Annotated in this window: 20 protein-coding genes and 1 pseudogene; 6 read left to right on the top strand and 15 right to left on the bottom strand. The window is 72.1% G+C overall.

All coding sequences use genetic code 11. From position 1 onward, the window contains the following. From secF to pgsA, 13 genes and pseudogenes are all read right to left on the bottom strand, one after another. The coding region (gene secF, locus AC2CJA_RS09815; protein ID WP_484602274.1) for a protein translocase subunit SecF at positions 1–1,042 on the bottom strand (1,042 nt) is incomplete at its 3' end. Between the two features lies 1 nt (position 1,043). Continuing rightward, positions 1,044–2,846 (bottom strand): protein translocase subunit SecD, encoded by a 1,803-nt coding sequence (secD, locus tag AC2CJA_RS09810; protein ID WP_484602273.1) that lies wholly within the window; start codon positions 2,844–2,846, stop codon positions 1,044–1,046. Positions 2,847–2,963: 117 nt separating this feature from the next. After that, complete coding sequence (yajC, locus tag AC2CJA_RS09805) at positions 2,964–3,404, bottom strand: preprotein translocase subunit YajC (RefSeq protein WP_241713405.1); 441 nt, start codon at positions 3,402–3,404, stop codon at positions 2,964–2,966. Positions 3,405–3,567: 163 nt separating this feature from the next. Then, positions 3,568–4,656: a Holliday junction branch migration DNA helicase RuvB gene (ruvB, locus tag AC2CJA_RS09800; protein WP_484602272.1), complete on the bottom strand. Its 1,089-nt coding sequence runs from the start codon at positions 4,654–4,656 to the stop codon at positions 3,568–3,570. Between the two features lie 167 nt (positions 4,657–4,823). After that, entirely contained in the window at positions 4,824–5,459 is a 636-nt protein-coding gene (ruvA, locus tag AC2CJA_RS09795; protein ID WP_484602271.1) for a Holliday junction branch migration protein RuvA, read from the bottom strand. Between the two features lie 170 nt (positions 5,460–5,629). Beyond that, positions 5,630–6,121: pseudogene (gene ruvC, locus AC2CJA_RS09790) on the bottom strand (crossover junction endodeoxyribonuclease RuvC); the annotation flags it as partial. A gap of 151 nt (positions 6,122–6,272) precedes the next feature. Continuing rightward, positions 6,273–7,025 carry a YebC/PmpR family DNA-binding transcriptional regulator gene (locus AC2CJA_RS09785; protein WP_101257139.1) on the bottom strand — a complete coding sequence of 251 codons (753 nt, stop codon included), beginning with the start codon at positions 7,023–7,025 and terminating at the stop codon, positions 6,273–6,275. Between the two features lie 69 nt (positions 7,026–7,094). Continuing rightward, entirely contained in the window at positions 7,095–7,688 is a 594-nt protein-coding gene (gene pdxT, locus AC2CJA_RS09780) for a pyridoxal 5'-phosphate synthase glutaminase subunit PdxT (protein ID WP_484602270.1), read from the bottom strand. A 118-nt stretch (positions 7,689–7,806) separates the two neighbouring features. Continuing rightward, positions 7,807–8,736, bottom strand: a complete 930-nt coding sequence (gene pdxS, locus AC2CJA_RS09775) for a pyridoxal 5'-phosphate synthase lyase subunit PdxS (protein ID WP_484602269.1) — start codon at positions 8,734–8,736, stop codon at positions 7,807–7,809. A gap of 246 nt (positions 8,737–8,982) precedes the next feature. Beyond that, positions 8,983–9,540 (bottom strand): hypothetical protein, encoded by a 558-nt coding sequence (locus AC2CJA_RS09770; protein WP_241713395.1) that lies wholly within the window; start codon positions 9,538–9,540, stop codon positions 8,983–8,985. Positions 9,541–9,561: 21 nt separating this feature from the next. Continuing rightward, positions 9,562–10,734 carry a glycosyltransferase family 4 protein gene (locus tag AC2CJA_RS09765; protein ID WP_484602268.1) on the bottom strand — a complete coding sequence of 391 codons (1,173 nt, stop codon included), beginning with the start codon at positions 10,732–10,734 and terminating at the stop codon, positions 9,562–9,564. Further along, positions 10,731–11,672: a phosphatidylinositol mannoside acyltransferase gene (locus tag AC2CJA_RS09760; protein ID WP_484602267.1), complete on the bottom strand. Its 942-nt coding sequence runs from the start codon at positions 11,670–11,672 to the stop codon at positions 10,731–10,733. The genes AC2CJA_RS09765 and AC2CJA_RS09760 overlap by 4 nt, the downstream gene beginning before the upstream one ends. Beyond that, positions 11,669–12,379, bottom strand: a complete 711-nt coding sequence (gene pgsA, locus AC2CJA_RS09755; RefSeq protein ID WP_484602266.1) for a phosphatidylinositol phosphate synthase — start codon at positions 12,377–12,379, stop codon at positions 11,669–11,671. The genes AC2CJA_RS09760 and pgsA overlap by 4 nt, the downstream gene beginning before the upstream one ends. 316 nt (positions 12,380–12,695) lie before the next feature. Here pgsA and AC2CJA_RS09750 point away from each other — a divergent pair, with 316 nt between their 5' ends. Further along, a complete protein-coding gene (locus AC2CJA_RS09750; protein WP_484602265.1) occupies positions 12,696–14,909 on the top strand; it encodes an elongation factor G-like protein EF-G2 in 2,214 nt (737 codons plus the stop codon). A gap of 137 nt (positions 14,910–15,046) precedes the next feature. Continuing rightward, positions 15,047–16,714: a hypothetical protein gene (locus AC2CJA_RS09745; protein ID WP_484602264.1), complete on the top strand. Its 1,668-nt coding sequence runs from the start codon at positions 15,047–15,049 to the stop codon at positions 16,712–16,714. Between the two features lie 40 nt (positions 16,715–16,754). Here AC2CJA_RS09745 and AC2CJA_RS09740 read toward each other — a convergent pair whose 3' ends face one another. Both AC2CJA_RS09740 and thrS read right to left on the bottom strand, forming a co-directional pair. Then, positions 16,755–17,318 carry an HIT family protein gene (locus AC2CJA_RS09740; protein WP_484602263.1) on the bottom strand — a complete coding sequence of 188 codons (564 nt, stop codon included), beginning with the start codon at positions 17,316–17,318 and terminating at the stop codon, positions 16,755–16,757. Positions 17,319–17,412: 94 nt separating this feature from the next. Further along, positions 17,413–19,392 (bottom strand): threonine--tRNA ligase, encoded by a 1,980-nt coding sequence (gene thrS / locus AC2CJA_RS09735; protein ID WP_484602262.1) that lies wholly within the window; start codon positions 19,390–19,392, stop codon positions 17,413–17,415. A gap of 251 nt (positions 19,393–19,643) precedes the next feature. Between thrS and AC2CJA_RS09730 the strand changes: the two genes are divergently transcribed. From AC2CJA_RS09730 to AC2CJA_RS09715, 4 genes are all read left to right on the top strand, one after another. Further along, the gene (locus AC2CJA_RS09730; RefSeq protein ID WP_484602261.1) at positions 19,644–20,369 is read left to right on the top strand and encodes an exonuclease domain-containing protein; all 726 of its coding nucleotides are present in this window, start codon (positions 19,644–19,646) and stop codon (positions 20,367–20,369) included. A gap of 126 nt (positions 20,370–20,495) precedes the next feature. After that, positions 20,496–20,900 (top strand): hypothetical protein, encoded by a 405-nt coding sequence (locus AC2CJA_RS09725; protein WP_484602260.1) that lies wholly within the window; start codon positions 20,496–20,498, stop codon positions 20,898–20,900. Positions 20,901–21,231: 331 nt separating this feature from the next. Further along, complete coding sequence (locus tag AC2CJA_RS09720) at positions 21,232–21,369, top strand: hypothetical protein (RefSeq protein ID WP_484602259.1); 138 nt, start codon at positions 21,232–21,234, stop codon at positions 21,367–21,369. Between the two features lie 151 nt (positions 21,370–21,520). Continuing rightward, on the top strand, positions 21,521–21,978 hold a 458-nt coding region (locus tag AC2CJA_RS09715; RefSeq protein WP_484602258.1), incomplete at its 3' end, for a helix-turn-helix domain-containing protein.

The following is a 21,978-nucleotide window of genomic DNA, read 5'->3' as shown; positions in this document are numbered from 1 at the left end:
CGGCGGGCCCGGCGGCCCGCCGCGCACCGGCGCCCGCGTTCTCACCCGCCTCCTCGGCGTCCTCGGCCCCGTCGCCGCCCTTGGCCCGCTTGGCCAGCGTCCGCCGGTCGTGGGCCTTGATCTCCGGCGAGCGGAGCCTGAGGTCCACCAGGATCGGGGTGGCGATGAAGATGGAGGAGAACGTACCGGCGGTGAGACCGATGAACAGCGACAGCGAGATGTCCTTGAGCATGCCGCCGCCGAGCAGGCCGGTGCCGATGAACAGCAGTCCGGCCACCGGCAGCAGGGCGACCACCGAGGTGTTGACGGAACGGACCACGGTGGCGTTGATGCCGAGGTTGGCCAGCTCGCCGTAGGTGTGGCGATTCTGCTTGAGCAGGCCGCGGGTCTTCTCCTTGACCTTGTCGAAGACCACCACCGTGTCGTACAGCGAGTAACTGAGGATCGTCAGGATGCCGACCACCGTGCCCGGGGTCACCTCGAAGCCCACGATGGCGTAGACGCCGATGGTGACGACCAGGTCGTGCACCAGGGCGCCCATGGCGCCCACCGCCATCCGCCACTCGAAGGCGATGGCCAGGTAGACGCTGACCAGGATCAGGAAGACGATCAGGCCCTGGATCGCCTTGCTGCTCATCTGGTCGCCCCAGCTCGGGCCGACCAGCTCGGTGTCCAGCTCCTGGGTCTCCAGGCCGAGCTCTCCGGCGAGGGCCGCGCGGGTCTTCTCCGACTGCTCGTTGTCCAGCCCGGTGACCTGGATGCGCAGCGCGCCGCTGCCCAGCTCCTGGATGCGGGGCTCGGCCCCGGAGACCTCCTGGGCCGTCTCGCGGGCGTCCTCGATCGACATCTGGGTGGGCGGGGTGGTGAAGACGGCCCCGCCCTGGAACTCGATGCCCATGTACAGGCCGCGGGATCCCAGGCCCACCAGGGAGATCAGCATCAGCAGCAGCGTGACGCCGTACCAGAGCTTCCGCTTTCCGACGAAGTCGTAGCTGGCCTCGCCGCGGTACAGCTTGCCGCCGAGATCACCGAATCGTGACATCTCAGGCCTCCTTCGGTTCGGCGGGGGCGGCGACCGCGGCGCGGCGGCCCCGGTGCAGCGGCGGGGTGACCCCGAGCCGCTTCGGGTCGAGTCCGGACCACGGGTGACCGCTGGTGAAGAACTTCCGGCCGGCCATGATCGTCATCATCGGCTTGGTGAGCAGGAAGACGATGGCCAGGTCCAGCGCCGTCGTCAGGCCGAGCACGAAGGCGAAACCCTGGACGGAGCCGATCGAGACGATGAACAGCACGATGGCGGCGATGATCGAGACCACGTCGGAGACCAGGATGGTCCGCCGGGCGCTCGGCCAGGCCCGCTCGAAGGCGGCCCGGACGGAACGGCCCTCGCGGATCTCGTCGCGGATCCTCTCGAAGTAGACGATGAAGGAGTCCGTGGTGATGCCGATGGCCACGATGGCGCCGCAGATGGCCGGCAGGCTCAGGGCGAAGCCGATGGCCGGACCGAGCAGGGCCATGATGACGTAGGTGAGGACGGCCGCGGCCACCAGGCTGGAGATCGCCACCAGCGCCAGCACCCGGTAGTAGAAGAGCAGGTAGGCGACGACCAGCACCAGGCCGATGGCTCCGGCGATCAGGCCCGCCTTGAGCTGCTCGGAGCCGAGCGTGGGCGAGATGGTGGTCACGTTGCTCTCCTCGAAGGAGAGCGGCAGGGCGCCGTAGGAGAGGATGTTGGCCAGTTCCTCGGCGGACTGCTGGTTGAAGCTGCCGGAGATCTCGGCGCTGCCGCCGCCGAGCCGCTCGGAGACACGGGGTGCGGAGACGACCTCGCCGTCCAGCACGATCGCGAACTGGTTGCGCGGCTCGGCCTGGGTGGAGAGCTCCTCGGTGATGTCGGCGAACTTCTCGGCGCCGTCGGAGTCGAACTCCATGGTGACGATCCAGCCCTGGGCCCGCTGGTCGTCGAAGAGGGCGGCGGCGTCGGTGACGTCGGTGCCGGGGACGGCGACGGGGCCGAGCCCGTACTTGTACAGCCCGCTCTCGTCACAGGAGACGACGGTCTCGGAGTTCTCCGCCTGGGCGGCGGCCAGGCGGGCCTCGGCGCGGCCCTCGTCGGTGGCGCAGTCCAGCGCGTCGAGCTTCTTCTGCAGACCGGCCGGGATGCCGGCGTCCGGCGCCGGGGCGGGCTGCGAGGCTTCGGGGGCGGCGGACTCCTCGGCCCCCTCGTCCTTCTCGTCCCCGGACACGGAGGCCGAGGGGGTGGGCGTCTGGGAGTCGTCGGCCAGCAGGTCATCGGTGACGGCGCGGCCCTGGGTGGAGGCTCCGGGCGAGGGTGCCGCGGAGGAGTCGCCGGACTTCTCGCCGTCCGTCGCCTCCTCGTCCTTCTCACCGGCGGCGCCGGACGGGCTCGCCGAGGGGTCCGGCTGGGGCGGGGCCCCGGACGCGACGGTCAGGACCGGGCGGAACGCGAGCTGGGCGGTGGTGCCGACCTGCTCGCGGGCCTGCTTCTCGTCGGTGCCGCGCGGGATGTTGATGACGATGTTCTCGGCGCCCTGCGTCCGCACCTCGGCCTCGGCGACGCCCAGACCGTTGACCCGTCGTTCGATGATGGAGACGGCGGTGTTCATGTTGGTCTCGTTGATCGCCTCCTCCTTGCCGGGCTGCGCCTTGGCCGTGAGCGTGATGCTCGTGCCGCCGGCGAGGTCGATGCCCAGGCGGGGCGTGGTGTGCCCGGAGAGGAACATGCCTCCGGTGAGCGCCACCATCGCCACCAGGATGAGCGTCAGGGAGCGCCACGGCCGTCCCTGGGTGCCCGGTGATCTGCGACCTTTCTTCGGTGCTGCCACCTTCTCGTATCTCCCTGTCCAACCGCCCGCGCTCGAATGGTCGCCGCGCGGCGCGCGAAGTGGTCGTAAGGACATGCGGCGCCGCCGGGCCCGTCGCGGGGCCGGCGGCGGAGCGACTCACTTGGAGTCGGCGTCGCCCTTCCGCTCGGCGTCCCCGGTCTCGGCCTCGTCGGCGGAGGAGTCCGTCTTGCTCAGGTCGGTCTTGTCCGCGCCACCGTCGGAGACCAGCGAGGAGGCGTCGTCCGGGACGACGGGGGCGTCCGCGTCGTGCTCCGGATCGCCGTTGACGATGCGCTCGTACTCGTCGGCCTCCAGCACCGCGCCGACGGCGTTCTTGGCGTAGATCGCGTGTACGCCCGGCGCGACCTCCAGGAGAACCGTGTCGGAGTGGACCTCCTTCACCAACGCGTACATGCCACCGATCGTACGGATGCCGGTGCCTGGCTCCATCCGGTCGCGCATCTGTACGGCCTGCTGCTGCTTCTTCTTGGCCGAGCGCGTCATCAGGAGCATGGCTCCGATGAGGATGATGAAGGGGAGGAGAAGTCCAATATCCACGGCGGAAGGTTTCCTTCACACGACCGCTGGGAGGCGGCCTGGTATTCGGGGGCGGTCATGCCCTCCGGGACGGAGGGCGTCGGCGGAGTCTAAGCGAGCCCGCGCCTGGGGAACAACGTCAAGCATCGCACTGAGGTTCCGCGAAGGGCGAGTTCGCACGCCGTCACGATCCGAAGAGACCGGGCTGGCCCGGCCCGCCCGGGGCGGGCGCCGGTGGCTGCCGGGGCGGGGTGAGCCCCATGTGCTCCCAGGCGGCGGGAGTGGCGATCCGGCCCCGGGGGGTGCGGGCCAGCAGCCCCTCCCGGACGAGGAACGGCTCCGCGACCTCCTCCACCGTCTCGCGTTCCTCCCCCACCGCGACGGCCAGTGTGGACAGGCCGACCGGGCCGCCGCCGAACAGCCTGAGCAGGGCGTCCAGCACTCCGCGGTCCAGGCGGTCCAGGCCGCGGTCGTCCACCTCGTAGACCGCCAGGGCCTGCCCGGCGATCTCCCTGGTGATCAGGCCGTCGGCCCTGACCTGGGCGTAGTCGCGCACCCGGCGCAGCAGCCGGTTGGCGATGCGGGGGGTACCCCGGGAGCGGCCGGCGATCTCGGCGGCGCCCTCGGCGTCCATCTCCACGTCCAGCAGCCGGGCGGAGCGGTGGATGACCCGCTCCAGCTCGGCCGGTTCGTAGAACTCCATGTGGGCGGTGAAGCCGAAGCGGTCGCGCAGCGGCGGCGGCAGCAGGCCGGCCCGGGTGGTGGCGCCGACCAGGGTGAAGGGCGGCAGTTCCAGGGGGATGGCGGTGGCGCCCGGGCCCTTGCCGACGATGACGTCGACGCGGAAGTCCTCCATCGCCATGTAGAGCATCTCCTCGGCGGGCCGCGACATCCGGTGGATCTCGTCGAGGAAGAGGACCTCGCCCTCGGTGAGGGAGGAGAGGATCGCGGCCAGGTCCCCGGCGTGCTGGATGGCCGGTCCGGAGGTGATGCGGATGGGGGCGCTCATCTCCGCCGCGATGATCATGGACAGGGTGGTCTTGCCCAGACCGGGGGCGCCGGAGAGCAGGACGTGGTCGGCGGTGCCGCCGCGGGCGCGGGCGGCGCGCAGCACCAGATCGAGCTGCTCACGCACCTTGGACTGCCCGACGAACTCCGCCAGGTCCTTGGGGCGCAGCGCGGCCTCGACGGCGGTGTCCTCGCCGTCGGCGGCCGCCCCCACCAGGCGCTCGGCGCTTCCTTCGGCGTGGCCGGGGTGGTCGTCCCAGGTCATGACGGCCTCCTCGGGCCGGCTGCCGAAGCGGTGGCCGGCCCGGCGATCGGGGCGGCGGGCCGGCCGGGGGTCCGGTCCGCGGGGCGGGGCTGGGGGTGCGGCGTCATGGTCGGTCTCTCATCGGTCCGTAGCCGGTCCGTGCCGCCGGGGCGGTACGGACCGGCGTCTCAGCGTGCGCGGTTGAGTGTCTGCAGGGCGGAGCGGAGGAGCTGGGGCACCGGCGGCCGGCCGCCTTCGGCCAGCACCGCCTCGGCCTGCGGGGTGACGGCGGTGACCGCGTCCTCGGCATCGCGGGGGGTGTAGCCCAGACCCACCAGGGCGGCGTGCAGCTGCTCGCGCCAGCCGGGCTCGCCCGCAGCCGGGCCGGGGCCGCGGCCGGCCGCCGCGCCTGTGACGGCCGCCGGCTCACCGAGTCTGTCCTTCAGCTCCAGCAGGAGCTTCTGCGCGCCCTTCTTCCCGATACCGGGGACGGTGGTGAGCGCCTTCTCGTCCCCGGTGGAGACCGCCAGCCGCAGTGCGTCGGGGCTGTGAACGGCGAGCATGGCCTGGGCCAGCCGCGGGCCGACGCCGCTGGCGGTCTGGAGCAGTTCGAAGACCCGCCGCTCGTCGTCGTCGGCGAAGCCGTAGAGCGTCAGGGAGTCCTCACGGACCACCAGCGAGGCGGCCAGCCTGGTGTGTTCGCCGACGCGCAGGCCGGCGAGGGTGGCGGGCGTGCAGTGGAGCGCCATGCCGACGCCGCCGACCTCGATCACGGCGGTGTCCGGGGAGAGGGCGGCGACCGGTCCGGACACGAAGGCGATCATCGGCTGTCCTCCGGGGTGCGCCGGGTTCTCCCGGCGGGCGCGGCTTCCGGCGCGGGCGCCGGGACCGGCTCCGCTCTCACCGCCGCGGGCGCGACCCGGGCGGCGCGGGCCTGGCGGCGGCGGATCTGCTGGTGCCCGGCCTGCCGGTGGTGGGCCTGCTGGAGCCTGACCTGCCGGAGCCGGTCCTGGGCGGGGGCGCGCCAGATGTGGCAGATGGCCAGTGCCAGGGCGTCGGCGGCGTCGGCGGGCTTGGGCGGGGCGTCCAGCCGCAGCAGTCTGGTGACCATCGCACCCACCTGGACCTTGTCCGCCCGGCCGGTGCCGGTGACAGCGGCCTTGACCTCACTGGGGGTGTGCAGGGCGACCGGAAGGCCGCGCCGGGCCGCGCAGAGCATGGCGACCGCGCTGGCCTGCGCGGTGCCCATCACGGTGCGGACGTTGTGCTGGCTGAACACGCGCTCGACGGCGACGACGTCGGGCCGGTACTCCTCCAGCCACTCCTCCAAGCCGCGCTCGACGAGCACCAGCCGGTCGGGGACCTCGGCGTCGGCGGGGGTCCGCACGACGCCGACCCCACCCATCCGCAGCGGCCGGCCGGCCGTCCCCTCCACCACGCCGATGCCGCAGCGGGTCAGCCCCGGGTCCACGCCGAGTACGCGCACCGCGGCCCCCTTCCGTCCACTGGTCGTTCGATCACCTGTTCCCGCAGGCTATCGGCTGCCACCGACAACGCCGGAGGGCCACACGGAAGAGGGCCGGCACCGGGCCTCGCACCGGGCACCGGAACGCGCTCCGGTTCGGATGCCCCGGGGATCAGGCCTCGACCTTGGCCATGACGTCGTCGGACACGTCGAAGTTGGCGAAGACGTTCTGCACGTCGTCGCTGTCCTCCAGCGCGTCGATCAGCTTGAAGATCTTGCGGGCGCCCTCCTCGTCCAGCTCCACCTGCATGGTGGGGACGAAGTTCGCGTCCGCCGAGTCGTAGTCGACGCCCGCCTTCTGCAGCGCGGTGCGCACCTCGACCAGATCACTCGCCTCGCTGATGACCTCGAAGGACTCGCCGAGGTCGTTGACCTCCTCGGCGCCCGCCTCCAGAACGGCGGCCAGCACGTCGTCCTCGGTCAGGTCGCCCTTGGGGACGATCACGACGCCCTTGCGGTTGAACAGGTACGACACCGATCCCGGGTCGGCCATGGAGCCGCCGTTGCGGGTCATGGCGACGCGCACGTCGGAGGCCGCGCGGTTGCGGTTGTCGGTGAGGCACTCGATCAGGACCGCGACGCCGTTGGGGCCGTAGCCCTCGTACATGATCGTCTGGTAGTCGGCGCCGCCCGCCTCCAGGCCCGCGCCCCGCTTGACCGCGCGGTCGATGTTGTTGTTGGGGACGGAGCTCTTCTTCGCCTTCTGGATGGCGTCGTAGAGGGTGGGGTTGCCATCGGGGTCGGCACCGCCCATCCGGGCCGCGACCTCGATGTTCTTGATCAGCTTGGCGAAGAGCTTGCCGCGCTTGGCATCGATCACGGCCTTCTTGTGCTTGGTGGTTGCCCACTTGGAGTGGCCGGACACAGCCTCGCTCCTTCATGTCGCCAACGGGGGAATCAATGGGCCGATACTACAGCCGGTGACACCGGCGGATCACCGTGCGGCCGAGCGCACCATCGTGGTGAAGAGCCGGTGGACGCGGTGGTCCCCGGTGAGTTCGGGGTGGAAGGCGGTCGCCAGCAGGGCGCCCTGGCGCACGGCGACGGGATGGCCGTCGAAGGCCGCCAGCACCTCCACGTCCGCGCCGGTGGACTCCACCCAGGGCGCGCGGATGAAGACGCCCTCGACCGGTCCGCCCCCGACCCCGGCCACGTCCACGGACGCCTCGAAGGACTCGTTCTGCCGCCCGAAGGCGTTGCGGCGCACGATCATGTCGATCCCGCCGACCGTCTCCTGGCCGGAACGGGGATCGAGGATCTTGTCGGCGAGCATGATCATGCCCGCACAGGAACCGTAGGCGGGCATGCCCGAGCGGACGCGCTCGCGCAGCGGCTCCATCAGCCCGAAGGCGGTGGCCAGCTTGGAGATGGTGGTGGACTCGCCGCCGGGGATCACCAGGCCGTCGGCCTCGGCGATCTCCTCGGGGCGGCGGACGGTGCGGGCCTCGGCGCCGGCCGCCTCCAGCGCGGCGAGGTGTTCGCGGACATCGCCCTGGAGGGCGAGGACTCCGATGGCGGGGGTGGTCACGGGGCGCACCTCTTCGGGAACACGTACGGGACGGCGTCGGGGAGGGACGGGACGGCCGGGGGCGGCCCGCGGTGTGCGGGCCGCCCGGGGTGAGGGGAGGCGCGGTGTGCGCCGCGGCTCACCAGCCGCGGCCGGCGAACCTCTCGGCCTCGGTCAGGGTGTCGCAGTTGATGCCGACCATGGCCTCACCCAGGCCGCGGGAGGCGTCCGCGACGACCTTGGGGTCGTCGAAGAAGGTGGTGGCCTTCACGATGGCGGCGGCGCGCTTGGCCGGGTCGCCGGACTTGAAGATGCCCGAGCCGACGAAGACGCCCTCGGCGCCGAGCTGGCGCATCAGCGCGGCGTCGGCCGGGGTGGCCACGCCGCCGGCGGAGAACAGCACCACCGGCAGCCTGCCCAGCCCGGCGACCTCGCGGACCAGCTCGTAGGGTGCGCGCAGCTCCTTGGCGGCGGCGTACAGCTCGTTGTTGTCGTAGCCGCGCAGGCGGGCGATCTCGTTCTTGATCTGGCGCAGGTGGCGGACGGCCTCGACGACGTTGCCGGTACCGGCCTCGCCCTTGGAGCGGATCATGGCCGCACCCTCGGCGATCCGGCGCAGGGCCTCGCCCAGGTTGGTGGCGCCGCAGACGAAGGGCGTGGTGAAGGCCCACTTGTCGCTGTGGTTGACCTCGTCGGCGGGGGTGAGGACCTCGGACTCGTCGATGTAGTCCACACCGAGCGCCTGGAGCACCTGCGCCTCGACGAAGTGGCCGATGCGGGACTTGGCCATCACCGGGATGGAGACGGCGTCGATGATCCCCTCGATCATGTCCGGGTCGGACATGCGGGCGACGCCGCCGTCCTTGCGGATGTCGGCGGGCACCCTCTCCAGGGCCATGACCGCGACGGCCCCGGCGTCCTCGGCGATCTTCGCCTGCTCCGGCGTGACCACATCCATGATCACACCGCCCTTGAGCTGTTCGGCCATGCCTCGCTTGACGCGCGCGGTGCCGGTCTCGGGTGTCGGTACGGAGGCGGTTTCGGGCGTGCTGGAAGGTGTGGTGGACAAGGTGCGACCTCACTCGGCGACGGTGAACAGCGGTTGGGACGGGCCGGGACGGCCGGGGTGCCGGACGGCGCCGGCCCGCGTACGGCCGGAGGGCCCGCGCCGACGTGCACGGCGGCCGTACGGTGAACCCATCGTAGGCCCGTTCGATTCCCCATCGGACCCGCCGTCCGGTCCAGTTCACGGTGATCCCTGCTACAGGACCGATGAAACGGTACGAGCGGCCCGCATGAAAGGGCCAATCGGAAGTCAGTGGCCTTCCCTCGGGAGGCCCGTCCGGTCCGCCAGGACCGCCGGCGGCTCGTCGTCCATCTCGAAGGCCAGCGGGAAGGGCGCGTGCCCGGCCAGCCGGAACCAGCGCACCTTGCGGTGGCGGCGCAGCGCGCGGGCGGCCCGTACCGCGTCGTTGTGGAAACGCCGCGCCATGGGCACCCGGCGCACCGCGGCGGCCAGCTCCTCGGCGGTCGCCTCGCCCCCGGGCGCCGCCCGTACCGCCTCCAGCTGCGTGCTCTCGGCGAACACCGCGCGCAGAGCCTGGCTGAGCTCGCTCTCGGCGACCTCCCGGTGCTCCTCCTCGGCCTGCCGGGCGTCGTGGGCGGCCTGGTACAGGACGATGGAGGCGGCCGGGTCCAGTACCCCCGCGGTGGCCAGCTCCTGCGCGACGGAGGCACGCCGCAGCAACTGCGCGTCCAGGGCCGCGCGGGCCGCGTCGAGACGGGCGTGCAGCCGGTCCAGACGTCCGGCGGTCCAGCTCAGGTAGACGGCGACGAGCAGCAGCGCCGCCGCGATCCAGACGATCGTGGTCACGGTCGGAAGGTCTCCCCGGGTTCAGTCACGTGCCAGGCCCAGCCGGGCGCGCAGCCCCGTCCGCTCGTCCGGCGCGACCGAGGCGGCGCCGTCGGCGACGGTCTCGTAGACGGCGAGGATGTCCGCGCCCACGGTGGACCAGTCGAAGCGGCGCACGTGGCGGCTGCCGTGCCCGCGCAGCTCCGCGCGCCGCTCCGGGGCGCTCAGCAGGCGCACCGCGGCGGCGGCCAGCCCGTCGGCGTCCTCGTTGGCGTACAGCTCGCCGGCCTCTCCCCCGTCCAGCACCTGGGCGAAGGCGTCCAGATCGCTGGCGAGCACCGGGGCCCCGGCCGACATCGCCTCCACCAGGATGATGCCGAAGGACTCACCGCCGGTGTTGGGGGCGATGTACAGGTCCACGCTGCGCAGCAGCCGCGCCTTGTCCTCGTCGCTGACCATGCCCAGGAACTCCACGCGGTCGCGCAGCTCGCGCGGCAGGCCCGCGACGGCCTCCTCCTCGTCGCCGCGCCCGGCCACCAGGAGCCGGGTGCCGGGGCGCTCGGCGAGGATACGCGGAAGCGCCCGCATCAGCACGGGCAGGCCCTTGCGCGGCTCGTCGATGCGCCCTATGAAGCCGATGGTGTTCTCTCCGTCGCGGCCCTGCCACTCGGCCTTGGGCTCGGCGCCGGCGAAGAAGTCCACGTCCACGCCGTTGGGGACGACGACCGCGTCCCCGCCCAGGTGCTCGACCAGGGTGCGGCGGGCGTACTCGCTGACGGCGATCCGCGCGCTGATCTTCTCCAGCGCGGGCTGCAGGATCGGATAGGCGGCGATCATCGCCCGCGAGCGCGGATTGGAGGTGTGGAAGGTGGCCACGATCGGCCCCTGCGCCGTCCAGCAGGCCAGCAGGGAGAGCGAGGGGGTGGCGGGCTCGTGGATGTGCAGCACGTCGAAGGCGCCCTCGTGTACCCAGCGGCGCACCCTCGCCGCCGACAGGAAGCCGAAGTTCAGCCGGGCGACCGAGCCGTTGTACGGGACGGGGACGGCCCGCCCGGCCGGCACGACGTACGGCGGCAGGGGTGTCCCCTCCTCGGCCGGGGCGAGGACGGACACCTCGTGCCCGAGGCCGGTGAGGTGCTGGGCCAGGTCCCGGATGTGGAACTGAACGCCTCCGGGGACGTCCCAGGAGTAGGGACAGACGATGCCGATCCTCACCGCTCCCCCGCCTCCCGGCCGGCCGGATCCGGTCCCGCGCCCGTTCCGGTCCGCGGCACGAGGTCGGCCGACCACAGTCTCTGCAGCATGTGCCAGTCCTCGGGGTGCTCGGCGATACCGGCCGCGAAGCCGTCCGCCACCGCCTGGGTCATGGCTGCGGCCTTCTCCCGGCGGGTGCCCTCGGCGGGCGCTTCCACCGGCGGCAGGACGCGCCCCTTCATCACGGGCGTCTCGTCGAACCACAGGTGCGCCGGCAGCAGCGCGGCCCCGGTCTGCAGCGCCAGCATGGCGGGGCCGGCCGGCATCCGGGCCGGTTCCCCGAAGAAGTCGACCTCGACGCCGGAGGAGGACAGGTCCCGGTCGGCCACCAGGGCCACCAGCCCGCCCGCCCGCAGCCGCCGGGCCAGGGTGCCGAAGGCCGCGCCGCCGGTGTGCGGCAGCACCTCCATGCCCAGGCCCTCTCGGTAGGCGACGAAGCGGTCGTACAGGCTCTCGGGCTTGAGGCGCTCGGCGACGGTGGCGAACGGGATGCCCAGGCCGGTGGTGAGGTAGGCACCGGCCAGGTCCCAGTTGGCCATGTGCGGCAGCGCCAGGATCACGCCGCGACCCGATCCGAGCGTGTCGGTGAGCCGGTGCAGGCCGGTGACCTCGACTCCGTCGCGGACGCGCGCCTCCTCCCACACCGGCAGCCGGAAGGACTCCATCCAGTAGCGCAGGTACGAGCGCATGCCCGCGCGGGACAGCTCCGCCAGCCGCTCGGGTCCCGCGCCGGGAACCACCCGGGCGTAGTTGGCCTCCAGGCGCAGCACGCCCTGGCCGCGGCGCCGCCAGGCGGCGTCGGCGATGACGCGGCCCAGGGCCGCGGCGGCGGGCTCGGGGAGTCGCTTGACCGCGCCCCAGCCCAGCCCGTACAGGGCGTCCGTCGTCCGCTCCCTCATGAGCTGCCGCCCCCCTGCCCGGTCGCGGCGGCTCCGTCCCGGCCCGGCCCCGTGGTCCCTCCCACGTCCCGGCCGGCGTCGGCTTCGGCCGCCTCCCGCCGGACCGTCACCATCCGCTGCAGGATCGTCACCAGGCTGCCCGCGGCCACCGCCCACAGGGCCACGGGCAGCAGGACCCCGATGTACGGGACGCCGAAAGTCGTCTCGAACCCGGCGAGCCCGGCGCACACCAGGGTGATCACCAGCCGCTCGGCGCGCTCGACCAGGCCGTTGACGTTCACCGGCAGGCCGATGCTCTCGCCGCGCGCCTTGGTGTACGACACGACCTGGCCGCTCGCCAGGCAGAAGATCGCCACCGCGCACAGCACCGGGTCGCCGCCACCGCCCGTGTACCACAGCGCGATGCCGCCGAAGACGGCCGCGTCGGCGACGCGGTCCAGGGTGGAGTCGAGGAACGCGCCCCAGCGGCTGGAGCGGCCCGACTGCCGCGCCATGGTGCCGTCGACCAGGTCGGAGAAGACGAACAGGGTGATGACGACGGTGCCCCAGAAGAACTCGCCGCGGGGGAAGAAGGCCAGCGCCCCCGCCATGACCCCGCCGGTGCCGATGAGCGTGACCGTGTCGGGACTGACTCCCAGCCGGAGGAGCAGAGCGGCGAACGGTGTGAGAACACGCGTGAAGAACGCACGCGCGTACTTGTTCAGCATGGCCTTCCCGGAAGTCGAGGTGGGCCGGCGGCCGGGGGGCCGTCGGCGCGCCCATCGTAGCCAGCCGCACCCGGGGCGCCGCCGGTGCGTCACGGTGCCCGCGACCGCGGGCACCGATGAGCGGGCCGAGAAGGCCGCTTCCGCCCCGTCGAGACGGTTTCGCCGGGAAATGAACCCTCCGCGCACTTGTCCAGAACAGTCGTGAACGCCACGTATGGACGGACTCCGGTGGCGGTGGAAAGCTCGAAGGAGCACGTCTTGTGCGATCCGGCACACGACCATCCGACCCAGCCGCGCGGACCGGGAGGCGGACGACATGGGCGACAGGACGAGTACGCACACCGGGGCCGCGGGGAGGGCGCCGGTGGCCGACCGGCCCGGCTCCATACGGAACGTGGTGCTGGTCGGCCCCAGCGGCGCGGGGAAGACGACCCTGGTCGAGGCGCTCGTCCAGACCTCGGGTGCGCTGGGCCGCGCGGGCCGGGTCGAGGACGGCACCACCGTCTCCGACCACGACGAGATCGAGCACCGGCAGCAGCGCTCGGTCCAGCTCTCCCTGGTCCCCGTGGGGTGGGACGGCGTCAAGGTCAACCTCCTGGACACCCCCGGCTACGCCGACTTCACCGGGGAGCTGCGGGCCGGTCTGCGGGCGGCGGACGCGGCCCTCTTCGTCGTCTCGGCCGCCGACGGCGTGGACGGACCGACCCGGCCGGTGTGGGAGGAGTGCGCCGCGGTCGGGATGCCGCGCGCCATCGTCGTCACCCATCTGGAGGCGTCGCGCGCCGACTTCGGGGAGATGACCGACATCTGCCGGCGGGCCTTCGGCGGCGACGACCCCGACGCGGTGCTCCCGCTGTATCTGCCCCTGCACGGGGAGCCGGGACCCGACGGGCACGCACCGGTCGCCGGGCTGATCGGGCTGCTGTCGCGGCGGATCTGCGACTACTCCGCCGGCGAGCGGGCCGAGCGCGACCCGGACCCCGAGCACCTTCCGCTGATCGCCGGCGCCCGGGCCCGGCTGATCGAGGGCATCATCGCCGAGAGCGAGGACGAGACCCTGATGGACCGCTACCTCGGCGGCGCGGACGTCGAGGTGGGAACGCTGGTGCGGGACCTGGAGAAGGCCGTCGCCCGCGGTGTGTTCCACCCCGTCCTGGCCGCGGCCCCCGCCGCGGAGGGAGCCCGGCAGGGGCTGGGCACGGTGGAGCTGCTGGAACTGGTCACCCGCGGCTTCCCCACCCCCGGCGAACGCGAGGTCCCCCCGGTCGCGACCCCCGACGGCAGGCCCCGCCCCCCGCTGGAGTGCGACCCCGGCGGCCCGCTGGCGGCCGAGGTGATCAGGACGTCCTCCGACCCCTACGTCGGGCGGATGTCGCTGGTGCGGGTCTTCTCCGGCACTCTGCGCCCGGACGTACCCGTGCACGTGTGCGGCCACGGTCTGACCGACCACGACGGCGCCCCCACCGGGCGGCCCCACGACGCGGACGAGCGCGTCGGCGCCCTGACCAGCCCCTTCGGCGGGCAGCAGCGGCACCTGCCGCTGGCCGTGGCGGGCGATCTGGCCTGTGCCGCCAAGCTCTCCCGCGCGGAGACCGGCGACACCCTGTCGGACAAGGGCGACCCGCTGGTGATGGAGCCGTGGGTGATGCCCGACCCGCTGCTGCCGGTGGCCGTCCAGGCCCACGCCAGGAGCGACGAGGACAGGCTCTCCCAGGGGCTGGCCCGGCTGACCGCCGAGGACCCCACCCTGCTCCTGGAGCAGAACCCCGACACCCGCCAGCTGGTGCTGTGGTGCATGGGCGAGGCCCACCGGGACGTGGCGCTGGAGCGGCTGCGCACCCGCTACGGCGTCCGGGTCGACGCCGTGCCCCACAGGGTGGCCCTGCGCGAGACCTTCGCCGAGCGGGCCACCGCGCGGGGGCGGCACGTCAAGCAGTCCGGCGGTCACGGCCAGTACGCCGTCTGCGAGATCACCGTGGAGCCGCTGCCGGCCGGCTCGGGCGTGGAGTTCGCCGACGAGGTGGTGGGAGGCGCGGTGCCGCGCCAGTTCATCCCTTCGGTGGAGAAGGGGGTACGGGCCCAGGCCGCGCGCGGGGTGGCCACCGGGTATCCGCTGGTGGACGTGCGCGTCACCCTCGTCGACGGCAAGGCGCACTCGGTGGACTCCTCCGACGCGGCCTTCCAGACGGCGGGCGCCCTGGCCCTGCGCGAGGCCGCCGCCGGCGCGCGCATCCACCTGCTGGAGCCGGTCGACGAGGTGCGGGTGACGGTCGCCGACGAGTACGTGGGCCCGGTGATGAGCGATCTGTCGGGGCGGCGCGGCCGGGTGGTGGGCACCGAGCAGATCTCCGGCGGCAGCACCCTGGTGCGCGCGGAGGTCCCCCGGTCGGAGATCGGCCGCTACGCGGTGGACCTGCGCTCCCTCTCGCACGGCACGGGCCGCTTCTCCCGCTCCCCCCTGCGCCACGAACCGGTGCCGCGGCAGGTCGCCGAGCGAATCCGCGGGCAGGCCGAAAGCCGCGTGGCGTGACACCCCGGTGACGGTACGCTGAACGCTGCGACGTCGGGCCCGGCACAGGCGGGCGCCGACAGGTGTGCGGCCGCCCGTGGTTGGGAACGGTCGGTACGAGCCTGACGTCGGACGGCGCGAGCGGAGTGGGGGCACCAGTGGCGGGCTTCGATGACGGGAGCGGCGCGTACGACTTCAGTCCCGGTGCGCAGGTCCCGTTGACCGGCGCGGGCGGCGGGCAGACCGCCCCCACCCAGGCGCTGGCCTCGGCCGCCTACCGCGACGGCCCGGTGACGGACCTGCTCGCGGCGAACGAGGGCGCCAAGGCCTCGGCGCCCCGCTTCTCGCTGTTCGAGCCGAATCTGGGCGAGGCGTTCTCCCGCGCGGTCCAGACACGGATGCTCGGCGGCGCCCGCAAGGCGATGATCCAGTCCTTCGGCTGCGAGCCGCAGGTCGTGGTCGAGCACTGCCTGGCCGCCAACCGCATCCGCCGGGAGCGTGACGCCCGGCTGACGGCGGTGATGGTGCTCTTCGGAGTGCTCTTCCTGCCCGGCGTCCTGCTGTGGCTCGGGGGTTTCCAGCTGCGCCGCACCCTGGCGGGCTCGCAGGACCGCCGGGCCGGGGCGCTGGGCATGGGCGTGATCGTCGCACTCGGCGTGCTGGCGGCGGTCTTCGTGCTGCGGCTGCCGTTCACCGGTTTCTGGGCGGTCTACCTGCGCGTGATGCTGGTCGCCCCGGTCGTGGGCTGGCTGCTGGCCAAGCAGATCTGCGAGCGCTACGCCAAGGACCTGCGCTCCCGCTGGGAGGGCCTGCTGTCGGGCGGCGGCGTCGGCGCCAAGATCCCCGAGGCGGTGCCGCACGCCCCCGGCGACGCCGGCGCGGAGAGCATAAGGCTGAATCTGGCCAAGCTGGCGGCCGAGCAGCGCAGCAACGTGGTCTTCTACGCCGGCCCCAGGGGAATACTCGGCATGGGCCCGCGCTGGGGCAGCTGGCAGCTCGCCGAGGAGCTGGTGCCGGCCTCCCCCGGCACCGAGATCAACCCCTTCCGCAGCTGGGACGTGGCGCGCGCGATCCACGACCAGCTGCGGATGCTGGAGCGCACCCCGCTGCACACCGGCGGTTTCCCCAAGCCCTCCGTCCGGCACTGGGTGGCCGTCCATGTCGGGGAGGGCGCCTCGGGGGTCTCCCGGCCCGAGGGTCAGAACGTCGAGGCGTACAGCGTCAAGGAGTTCGAGGTCCAGCGGATCTGCAACGAGCAGCAGTTCGACAGCGGCAACCGCCACTACCTCGGCGTCCAGTTCGTGCTGTGGGACGGCCAGCTCGTGCTCAACATGCTGATCAGCGTCACCGTGCTGCACCACACCCTGCGCATCGAGGTCACCGGCCACGCGCTCGGGCCGATCAGCTCGGTGTTCTTCTCCAAGCCGTCGCCGAGGAAGAAGACGGTCTCCAAGCCCGTCCGGTTCTGGGAGACCAAGGACATCGAGCTGCCGCTGATGCAGCCCGGTGAGGTGGTGCGGCTGGCGGTGCGCGCGCCGCTGACGTGGTTCCCGCCGGTGCTGGACTTCCTGGGCGGCAAGCTGAGCCTTCCCGAGCCCTTCGGGCTGCGGCACGTGTGGGCCGACAAGCCCTGGAACCACCGTTTCATGGCCGACGACGCCCTTCGGGCGGCCACTCCGGTGCTGCGGGTGGTGCACGCGGCGGCCCTGAAGGTGCTGAAGGAGAACAACGTGGACATCGAGAAGTTCGGCGCCCGCTCCCTGAACCTCGGCGGTCAGGTGCAGGCGGCCGAGCCGGGCAACGCCGACGTGTACAACGCCTCCTGATCCGCCCGCGGGGCACGGGCGGCGGCTCGGTTCAGGGGGCTCAGGCCCCCTCGGGCCACTCCTCGGCCAGCATCCGCCGGGTGTCGGCCAGCAGTTGCGGCAGCACCTTGGTGTGGCCCACCACCGGCATGAAGTTGGTGTCGCCTCCCCAGCGCGGCACGATGTGCTGGTGGAGGTGGGCGGCGATCCCGGCGCCCGCGACCTCGCCCTGGTTCATGCCGATGTTGAACCCCTGCGCCCCGGAGGCCGCGCGCAGCGCCTTCATGGCCCGCTTGGTGTAGTCGCCCAGCTCCACCGTCTCCTGATCGGTGAGGTCGGTGTAGCCGGCGACGTGCCGGAAGGGCACCACCATCAGATGGCCGCCGTTGTACGGGTAGAGGTTGAGCACCGCGTACACCAGCTCGCCACGGGCGATCACCAGCCCGTCCTCGTCGGACTTGGCCGGGATCGTGCAGAAGGGGCAGCCGTCACCGGCGCCCGGGCCGCTCGGCTTGTTCTCCCCCTGGATGTAGGCCATCCGGTGGGGCGTCCACAGACGCTGGAAGGCGTCCGGCGACCCCACTCCGATCTGCTGCTCCGGCTCGCTGCTCATGCGGGCCAGCATAGGACTTCACCGCACCTCGGCGGGCCGGTGGGGCCGGACGACGAGGGCGTGCCCGCGGAGCGCCGGGCTCGGCGGGCACGCCCTCGTCCGGCGGTCAGACCTGGACGCGATCCTCGACGGCCTTGGCGATCTCCGCGATCGCCTCGTCGACCGGCACGCCGTTCTTCTGCGAGCCGTCGCGGTAACGGAAGCTGACCGCGCCCGCCGCCATGTCGTCGTCACCGGCGATGACCATGAACGGCACCTTGCTCTTCTGCGCGTTCCTGATCTTCTTCTGCATCCGGTCCGAGGAGGAGTCCACCTCCACCCGCAGCCCCTTCGCCCTCGCCCCGGCCGCGAACTCCTCGAGGTAGGGCACATGGGTGTCGCCGATCGGGATGCCGACCGCCTGGACCGGAGCCAGCCAGGCCGGGAAGGCGCCCGCGTAGTGCTCCAGCAGCACGGCGAAGAACCGCTCGATGGAGCCGAACAGCGCGCGGTGGATCATCACCGGCCGCTGCCGGGAGCCGTCGGGGGCGGTGTACTCCAGGTCGAAGCGCTCGGGAAGGTTGAAGTCGACCTGGATGGTCGACATCTGCCAGGTCCGGCCGATGGCGTCACGCGCCTGCACCGAGATCTTCGGGCCGTAGAAGGCGGCGCCCCCCGGGTCCATGACCAGCTCCAGACCCTGCTTCCCGGCGGCCCGGCGCAGGGTCTCGGTGGCCTCCTCCCAGTTCTCGTCCGTCCCGATGAACTTCTCCGGGTCCTTGGTGGACAGCTCCAGGTAGAAGTCCTCCAGACCGTAGTCGCGCAGCAGGTTCAGCACGAAGGTGAGCAGCGAGTCGAGCTCGTCCGCCATCTGCTCCTTGGTGCAGTAGATGTGCGCGTCGTCCTGGGTGAAGCCCCGAGCCCGGGTCAGGCCGTGGACGACGCCCGACTTCTCGTAGCGGTAGACCGTGCCGAACTCGAACAGCCGCAGCGGCAGCTCGCGGTAGGAGCGTCCCCGCGCGTCGAAGATCAGGTTGTGCATGGGGCAGTTCATGGGCTTGAGGTAGTAGTCCACGCCCTCGTCGAGCTGCATGGGCGGATACATGCCGTCGGCGTACCAGTCCAGGTGGCCCGACTTCTCGAACAGCTTCCCCTTGGTGGCGTGCGGGGTGTAGACGAACTCGTAGCCCGCCTCCTCGTGCCGCCTGCGCGAGTAGTCCTCCATGGTGCGGCGGATGATGCCGCCCCTGGGGTGGAAGACGGCCAGACCGGAGCCGATGTCCTCCGGGATGGAGAACAGGTCCAGCTCCGCGCCGAGCCTGCGGTGGTCGCGCTTCTCCGCCTCGGCCAGGAACTCCAGGTACGCCTTCAGTTCGTCCTTCGACGGCCAGGCGGTGCCGTAGATCCGCTGGAGCTGCGGGTTCTTCTCACTGCCCCGCCAGTACGCGGCGGCCGACCGCATCAGTTTGAACGCCGGAACGGTGCGGGTGGTGGGCAGGTGCGGACCGCGGCACAGGTCCTTCCAGCACAGCTCGCCGGTCTTGGCGTCGAGGTTGTCGTAGATGGTCAGCTCGCCCGCGCCGACCTCGGCCGAGGCACCCTCGGCGGCCTCGGCCGCGTTGCCCTTGAGCCCGATCAGCTCCAGCTTGTACGGCTCGCCGGCCAGTTCCTCGCGGGCCTCCTCGTCACCGGTCACGCGGCGGGAGAAACGCTGGCCGCGCTTGACGATCTCCTGCATCCGCTTCTCGATGCGCTTGAGGTCGTCCGGGGTGAACGGCTCGGCGACGTCGAAGTCGTAGTAGAAGCCGTCCTTGATCGGCGGGCCGATACCGAGCTTGGCCTCGGGGAAGAGGTCCTGCACGGCCTGGGCCATGACGTGCGCGGTGGAGTGCCGCAGGATGTCCAGCCCGTCCTCGGAGGAGATCTCCACGGGCTCGACCTCGTCACCGTCGGCGACGGCGTACGCCAGGTCCTTCAGCTGCCCGCCGACGCGGGCGGCGACGATCGAGCGGTCGCCGGAGAAGAGTTCGGCGGCCGTGGTGCCCGTGGTCACCACGCGTTCTTCCCGCTCGGAATCGCGTTGGATGATCACACGGACGTCCGTCACCGGTCTCTCCTGACTGCTGTCGTCTCGGGTCTCCCCGTCTCGGGATCGGCCCGAGGCGCGGACGATCGCCGCGCACCGTGAATCGTACCGAGCCGGACGCCCCGGCCGCGAAACGGTTACGGCCCGGTCCAGGGACGCCGGGGTTGGCCGCGAGCCGGGTGAGGTATCAAGACTGGCGACGGGCGTACGCGCCGCCGTACGCGCCCGTCCACCGGGACGGTCCCGGTCTCGACACGGAGGGGAAGCAGAGCATGACGGTGTGGTACGAGGGGCCGCTCGCCGCATTCGACACCGAGACCACGGGGGTGGACCCGGAGCGGGACCGGATCGTCTCGGCCGCGCTGGTGGTGCAGGACGCGCCGGGGGCACCGGTGCGCGCCGTGCGCTGGCTGGTGGATCCGGGGGTGCCGGTGCCCGAGGGGGCGGCGGCGGTGCACGGGCTGACCGGGGAGCACCTGCGCGAGCACGGCCGACGCCCGGCGGACGCGGTCGGTGAGGTCGCGAGAGCCCTGGCGGAGCGCGCGTCCGAGGCGCTGCCGCTGGTGGTGATGAACGCGCCGTTCGATCTGACGCTGCTGGACCGGGAGTTGCGGCGGCACCACGGCACCTCGCTGACCGAGGCCGTCGCCTCCCCCCCGCTGTACGTGCTGGACCCGCGGGTGCTGGACAAGCATCTGGACCGCTACCGCAAGGGCCGCCGCACCCTGGCCGCGCTGTGCGAGCACTACGGCGTGGAACTGGCCGGGGCCCACGACGCCGCCGCCGACGCCACGGCAGCGCTCGAGGTCGTGCGGGAGGTGGGGCGCCGCCACGCGCAGCGGCTGTCCTCGCTGACGCCGGCCGAGCTGCACACCCTCCAGTCGGTCTGGCACGCGGCCCAGGCGCGCGGTCTGCAGGCGTGGTTCGCCCGCAACGGATCCGACGAGACGGTCGACCCGGCGTGGCCGCTGCGGACGGAGGTCCCGACCGCGGTCTGAGGGCGGGCCGGGGCTGTCGGGAGGGACGGGCCGGGAATGCGGACGCGAAACGCGGGAGGCCGGTTCCGACGTACGGTACCGGCCTCCCGGACGGTGGACCTCAGGCGCTCGTACTACAACACAAAGGTGCAGGTCAGCGCCCTAGAGGCGCTACTACGTAAGCTGCCAAACCTATCCGCCCCCGTGCGACAGCATCATGCGCGACGACAACCTGCCCGAGCGACACACCTCAGCGACGACCAGATACAGCAGATCATCGAGGGTTACACGGGTGGGGCGACGGTCTACCAGCTCGGTGACCGGTTCGGGATCAGCCGACAGAGGGTCGGCAAAATCCTCAAGCACCACGGCGTCGAGATGCGGATGCGTGGGCTATCCGCAGAGCAGATCGACGAAGCAGTGCGACTTTACGAGGCCGGCCAGTCGCTAGCGCGGATTGGCGAACGGCTCGGCGTGGACGCCGGAACAGTCCGGTCACGACTCGTAGAGCGCGGGGTGCGGATGCGGGATGCGCAGGGGCGAGAGAGGTGAACCTGAACGGTCGCCATCTCGCCGGATAGCACCTGCGCCTCGACAACAAAGCGCCCGGCCACGGGGGGAAGCCGGGCGCTTCGAGGTGGATCCTAGTCCCACAGCAGCGTCACTTCACCAGGTCAGCGACGCTTCTCGGCTTGCAGCAGTGCTGCGACGAGGGTCTCGAACGCCTCGACGTTCTTCGGTGACTTGATGCCGAGCCGCTGGGCAGCGAGCTGCACAGTTAGTGGACGATCTTGAGGTAGCGCACCCTTGCCTTCTAGTGTCTCGTGATTCCGTCAGCGTTACTTGATCTTGTGCGGCAGGGTTGCTTGCTATGGAGCTCTCCGTGGAACAGGCCGCCGAGTTGCGGGAGTTGGTGAACAGCAGGGACGTGCCTGCGGATATAGCCACGCGGGGCCGGATCGTGCTGTGGTCGGGCGAGGGGCGGCGACGCAAGGACATTGAGGTTTTCTCAGCGAAATGATCTACGCGAAGCCGGATGAGGCTCTGGTGTCCGGACGATTCGGGCAGCCCTGCCCCGGTGGCGGGCAGACGTAAAGCCCCTGGTAGGACGGTTCTCTCTCACAAGATCGTCCTGCGACACCAGAGGCTTCACGTTGGTCCCCCATGTTGCCATGCTCGACATCCCCCGCCCGGTGGTGGTCTTCCTCGCCCGTCTCCTGGCCGCCCACCGCCGCCGGATCGGCACTCCCCGCGGCAGTCGGGCGCTGGGTCCGTTCCGCCAGGCCGTGCTGGTACTGCGCTGGTTCCGCGAGCGCGGCTGCGTGCACTGCCTGGCCCGCGACGCCGGGATCTCCCAGGCCACCGGCTACCGGTATCTCCACGAGGGCATCGACGTCCTCGCCGAGCGCGCCCCGGACCTGCACCAGGTGCTGGAGCGCTGCCGCGAGCAGGGCCTGAGCCATGTGGTCCTGGACGGCACGCTCATCGCCTGCGACCGCGTGGCCGGCACCACCGAGAAGGGCAACGACCTGTGGTACTCCGGCAAGGGACGACGCTTCGCCGGAAACCTGCAGTTCCTCGCCGCTCCCGACGGCTCGCTGCTGTGGGTCTCCGACGTCGAGCCCGGCTC

The sequence above is a fragment of the Streptomyces sp. ATLC9 genome (assembly GCF_057196705.1).
This window is presented reverse-complemented; position numbering and strand designations above follow the sequence as displayed.

Bases quoted from the DNA above. Each gene is read 5' to 3' on its own strand.
- AC2CJA_RS09740 (WP_484602263.1), bottom strand. From the start codon at position 17,318: ATGCTGGCCCGCATGAGCAGCGAGCCGGAGCAGCAGATCGGAGTGGGG.
- AC2CJA_RS09760 (WP_484602267.1), bottom strand. From the start codon at position 11,672: ATGAGGGAGCGGACGACGGACGCCCTGTACGGGCTGGGCTGGGGCGCG.
- pgsA (WP_484602266.1), bottom strand. From the start codon at position 12,379: ATGCTGAACAAGTACGCGCGTGCGTTCTTCACGCGTGTTCTCACACCG.
- ruvA (WP_484602271.1), bottom strand. From the start codon at position 5,459: ATGATCGCCTTCGTGTCCGGACCGGTCGCCGCCCTCTCCCCGGACACC.
- ruvB (WP_484602272.1), bottom strand. From the start codon at position 4,656: ATGACCTGGGACGACCACCCCGGCCACGCCGAAGGAAGCGCCGAGCGC.
- AC2CJA_RS09750 (WP_484602265.1), top strand. From the start codon at position 12,696: ATGGGCGACAGGACGAGTACGCACACCGGGGCCGCGGGGAGGGCGCCG.
- AC2CJA_RS09730 (WP_484602261.1), top strand. From the start codon at position 19,644: ATGACGGTGTGGTACGAGGGGCCGCTCGCCGCATTCGACACCGAGACC.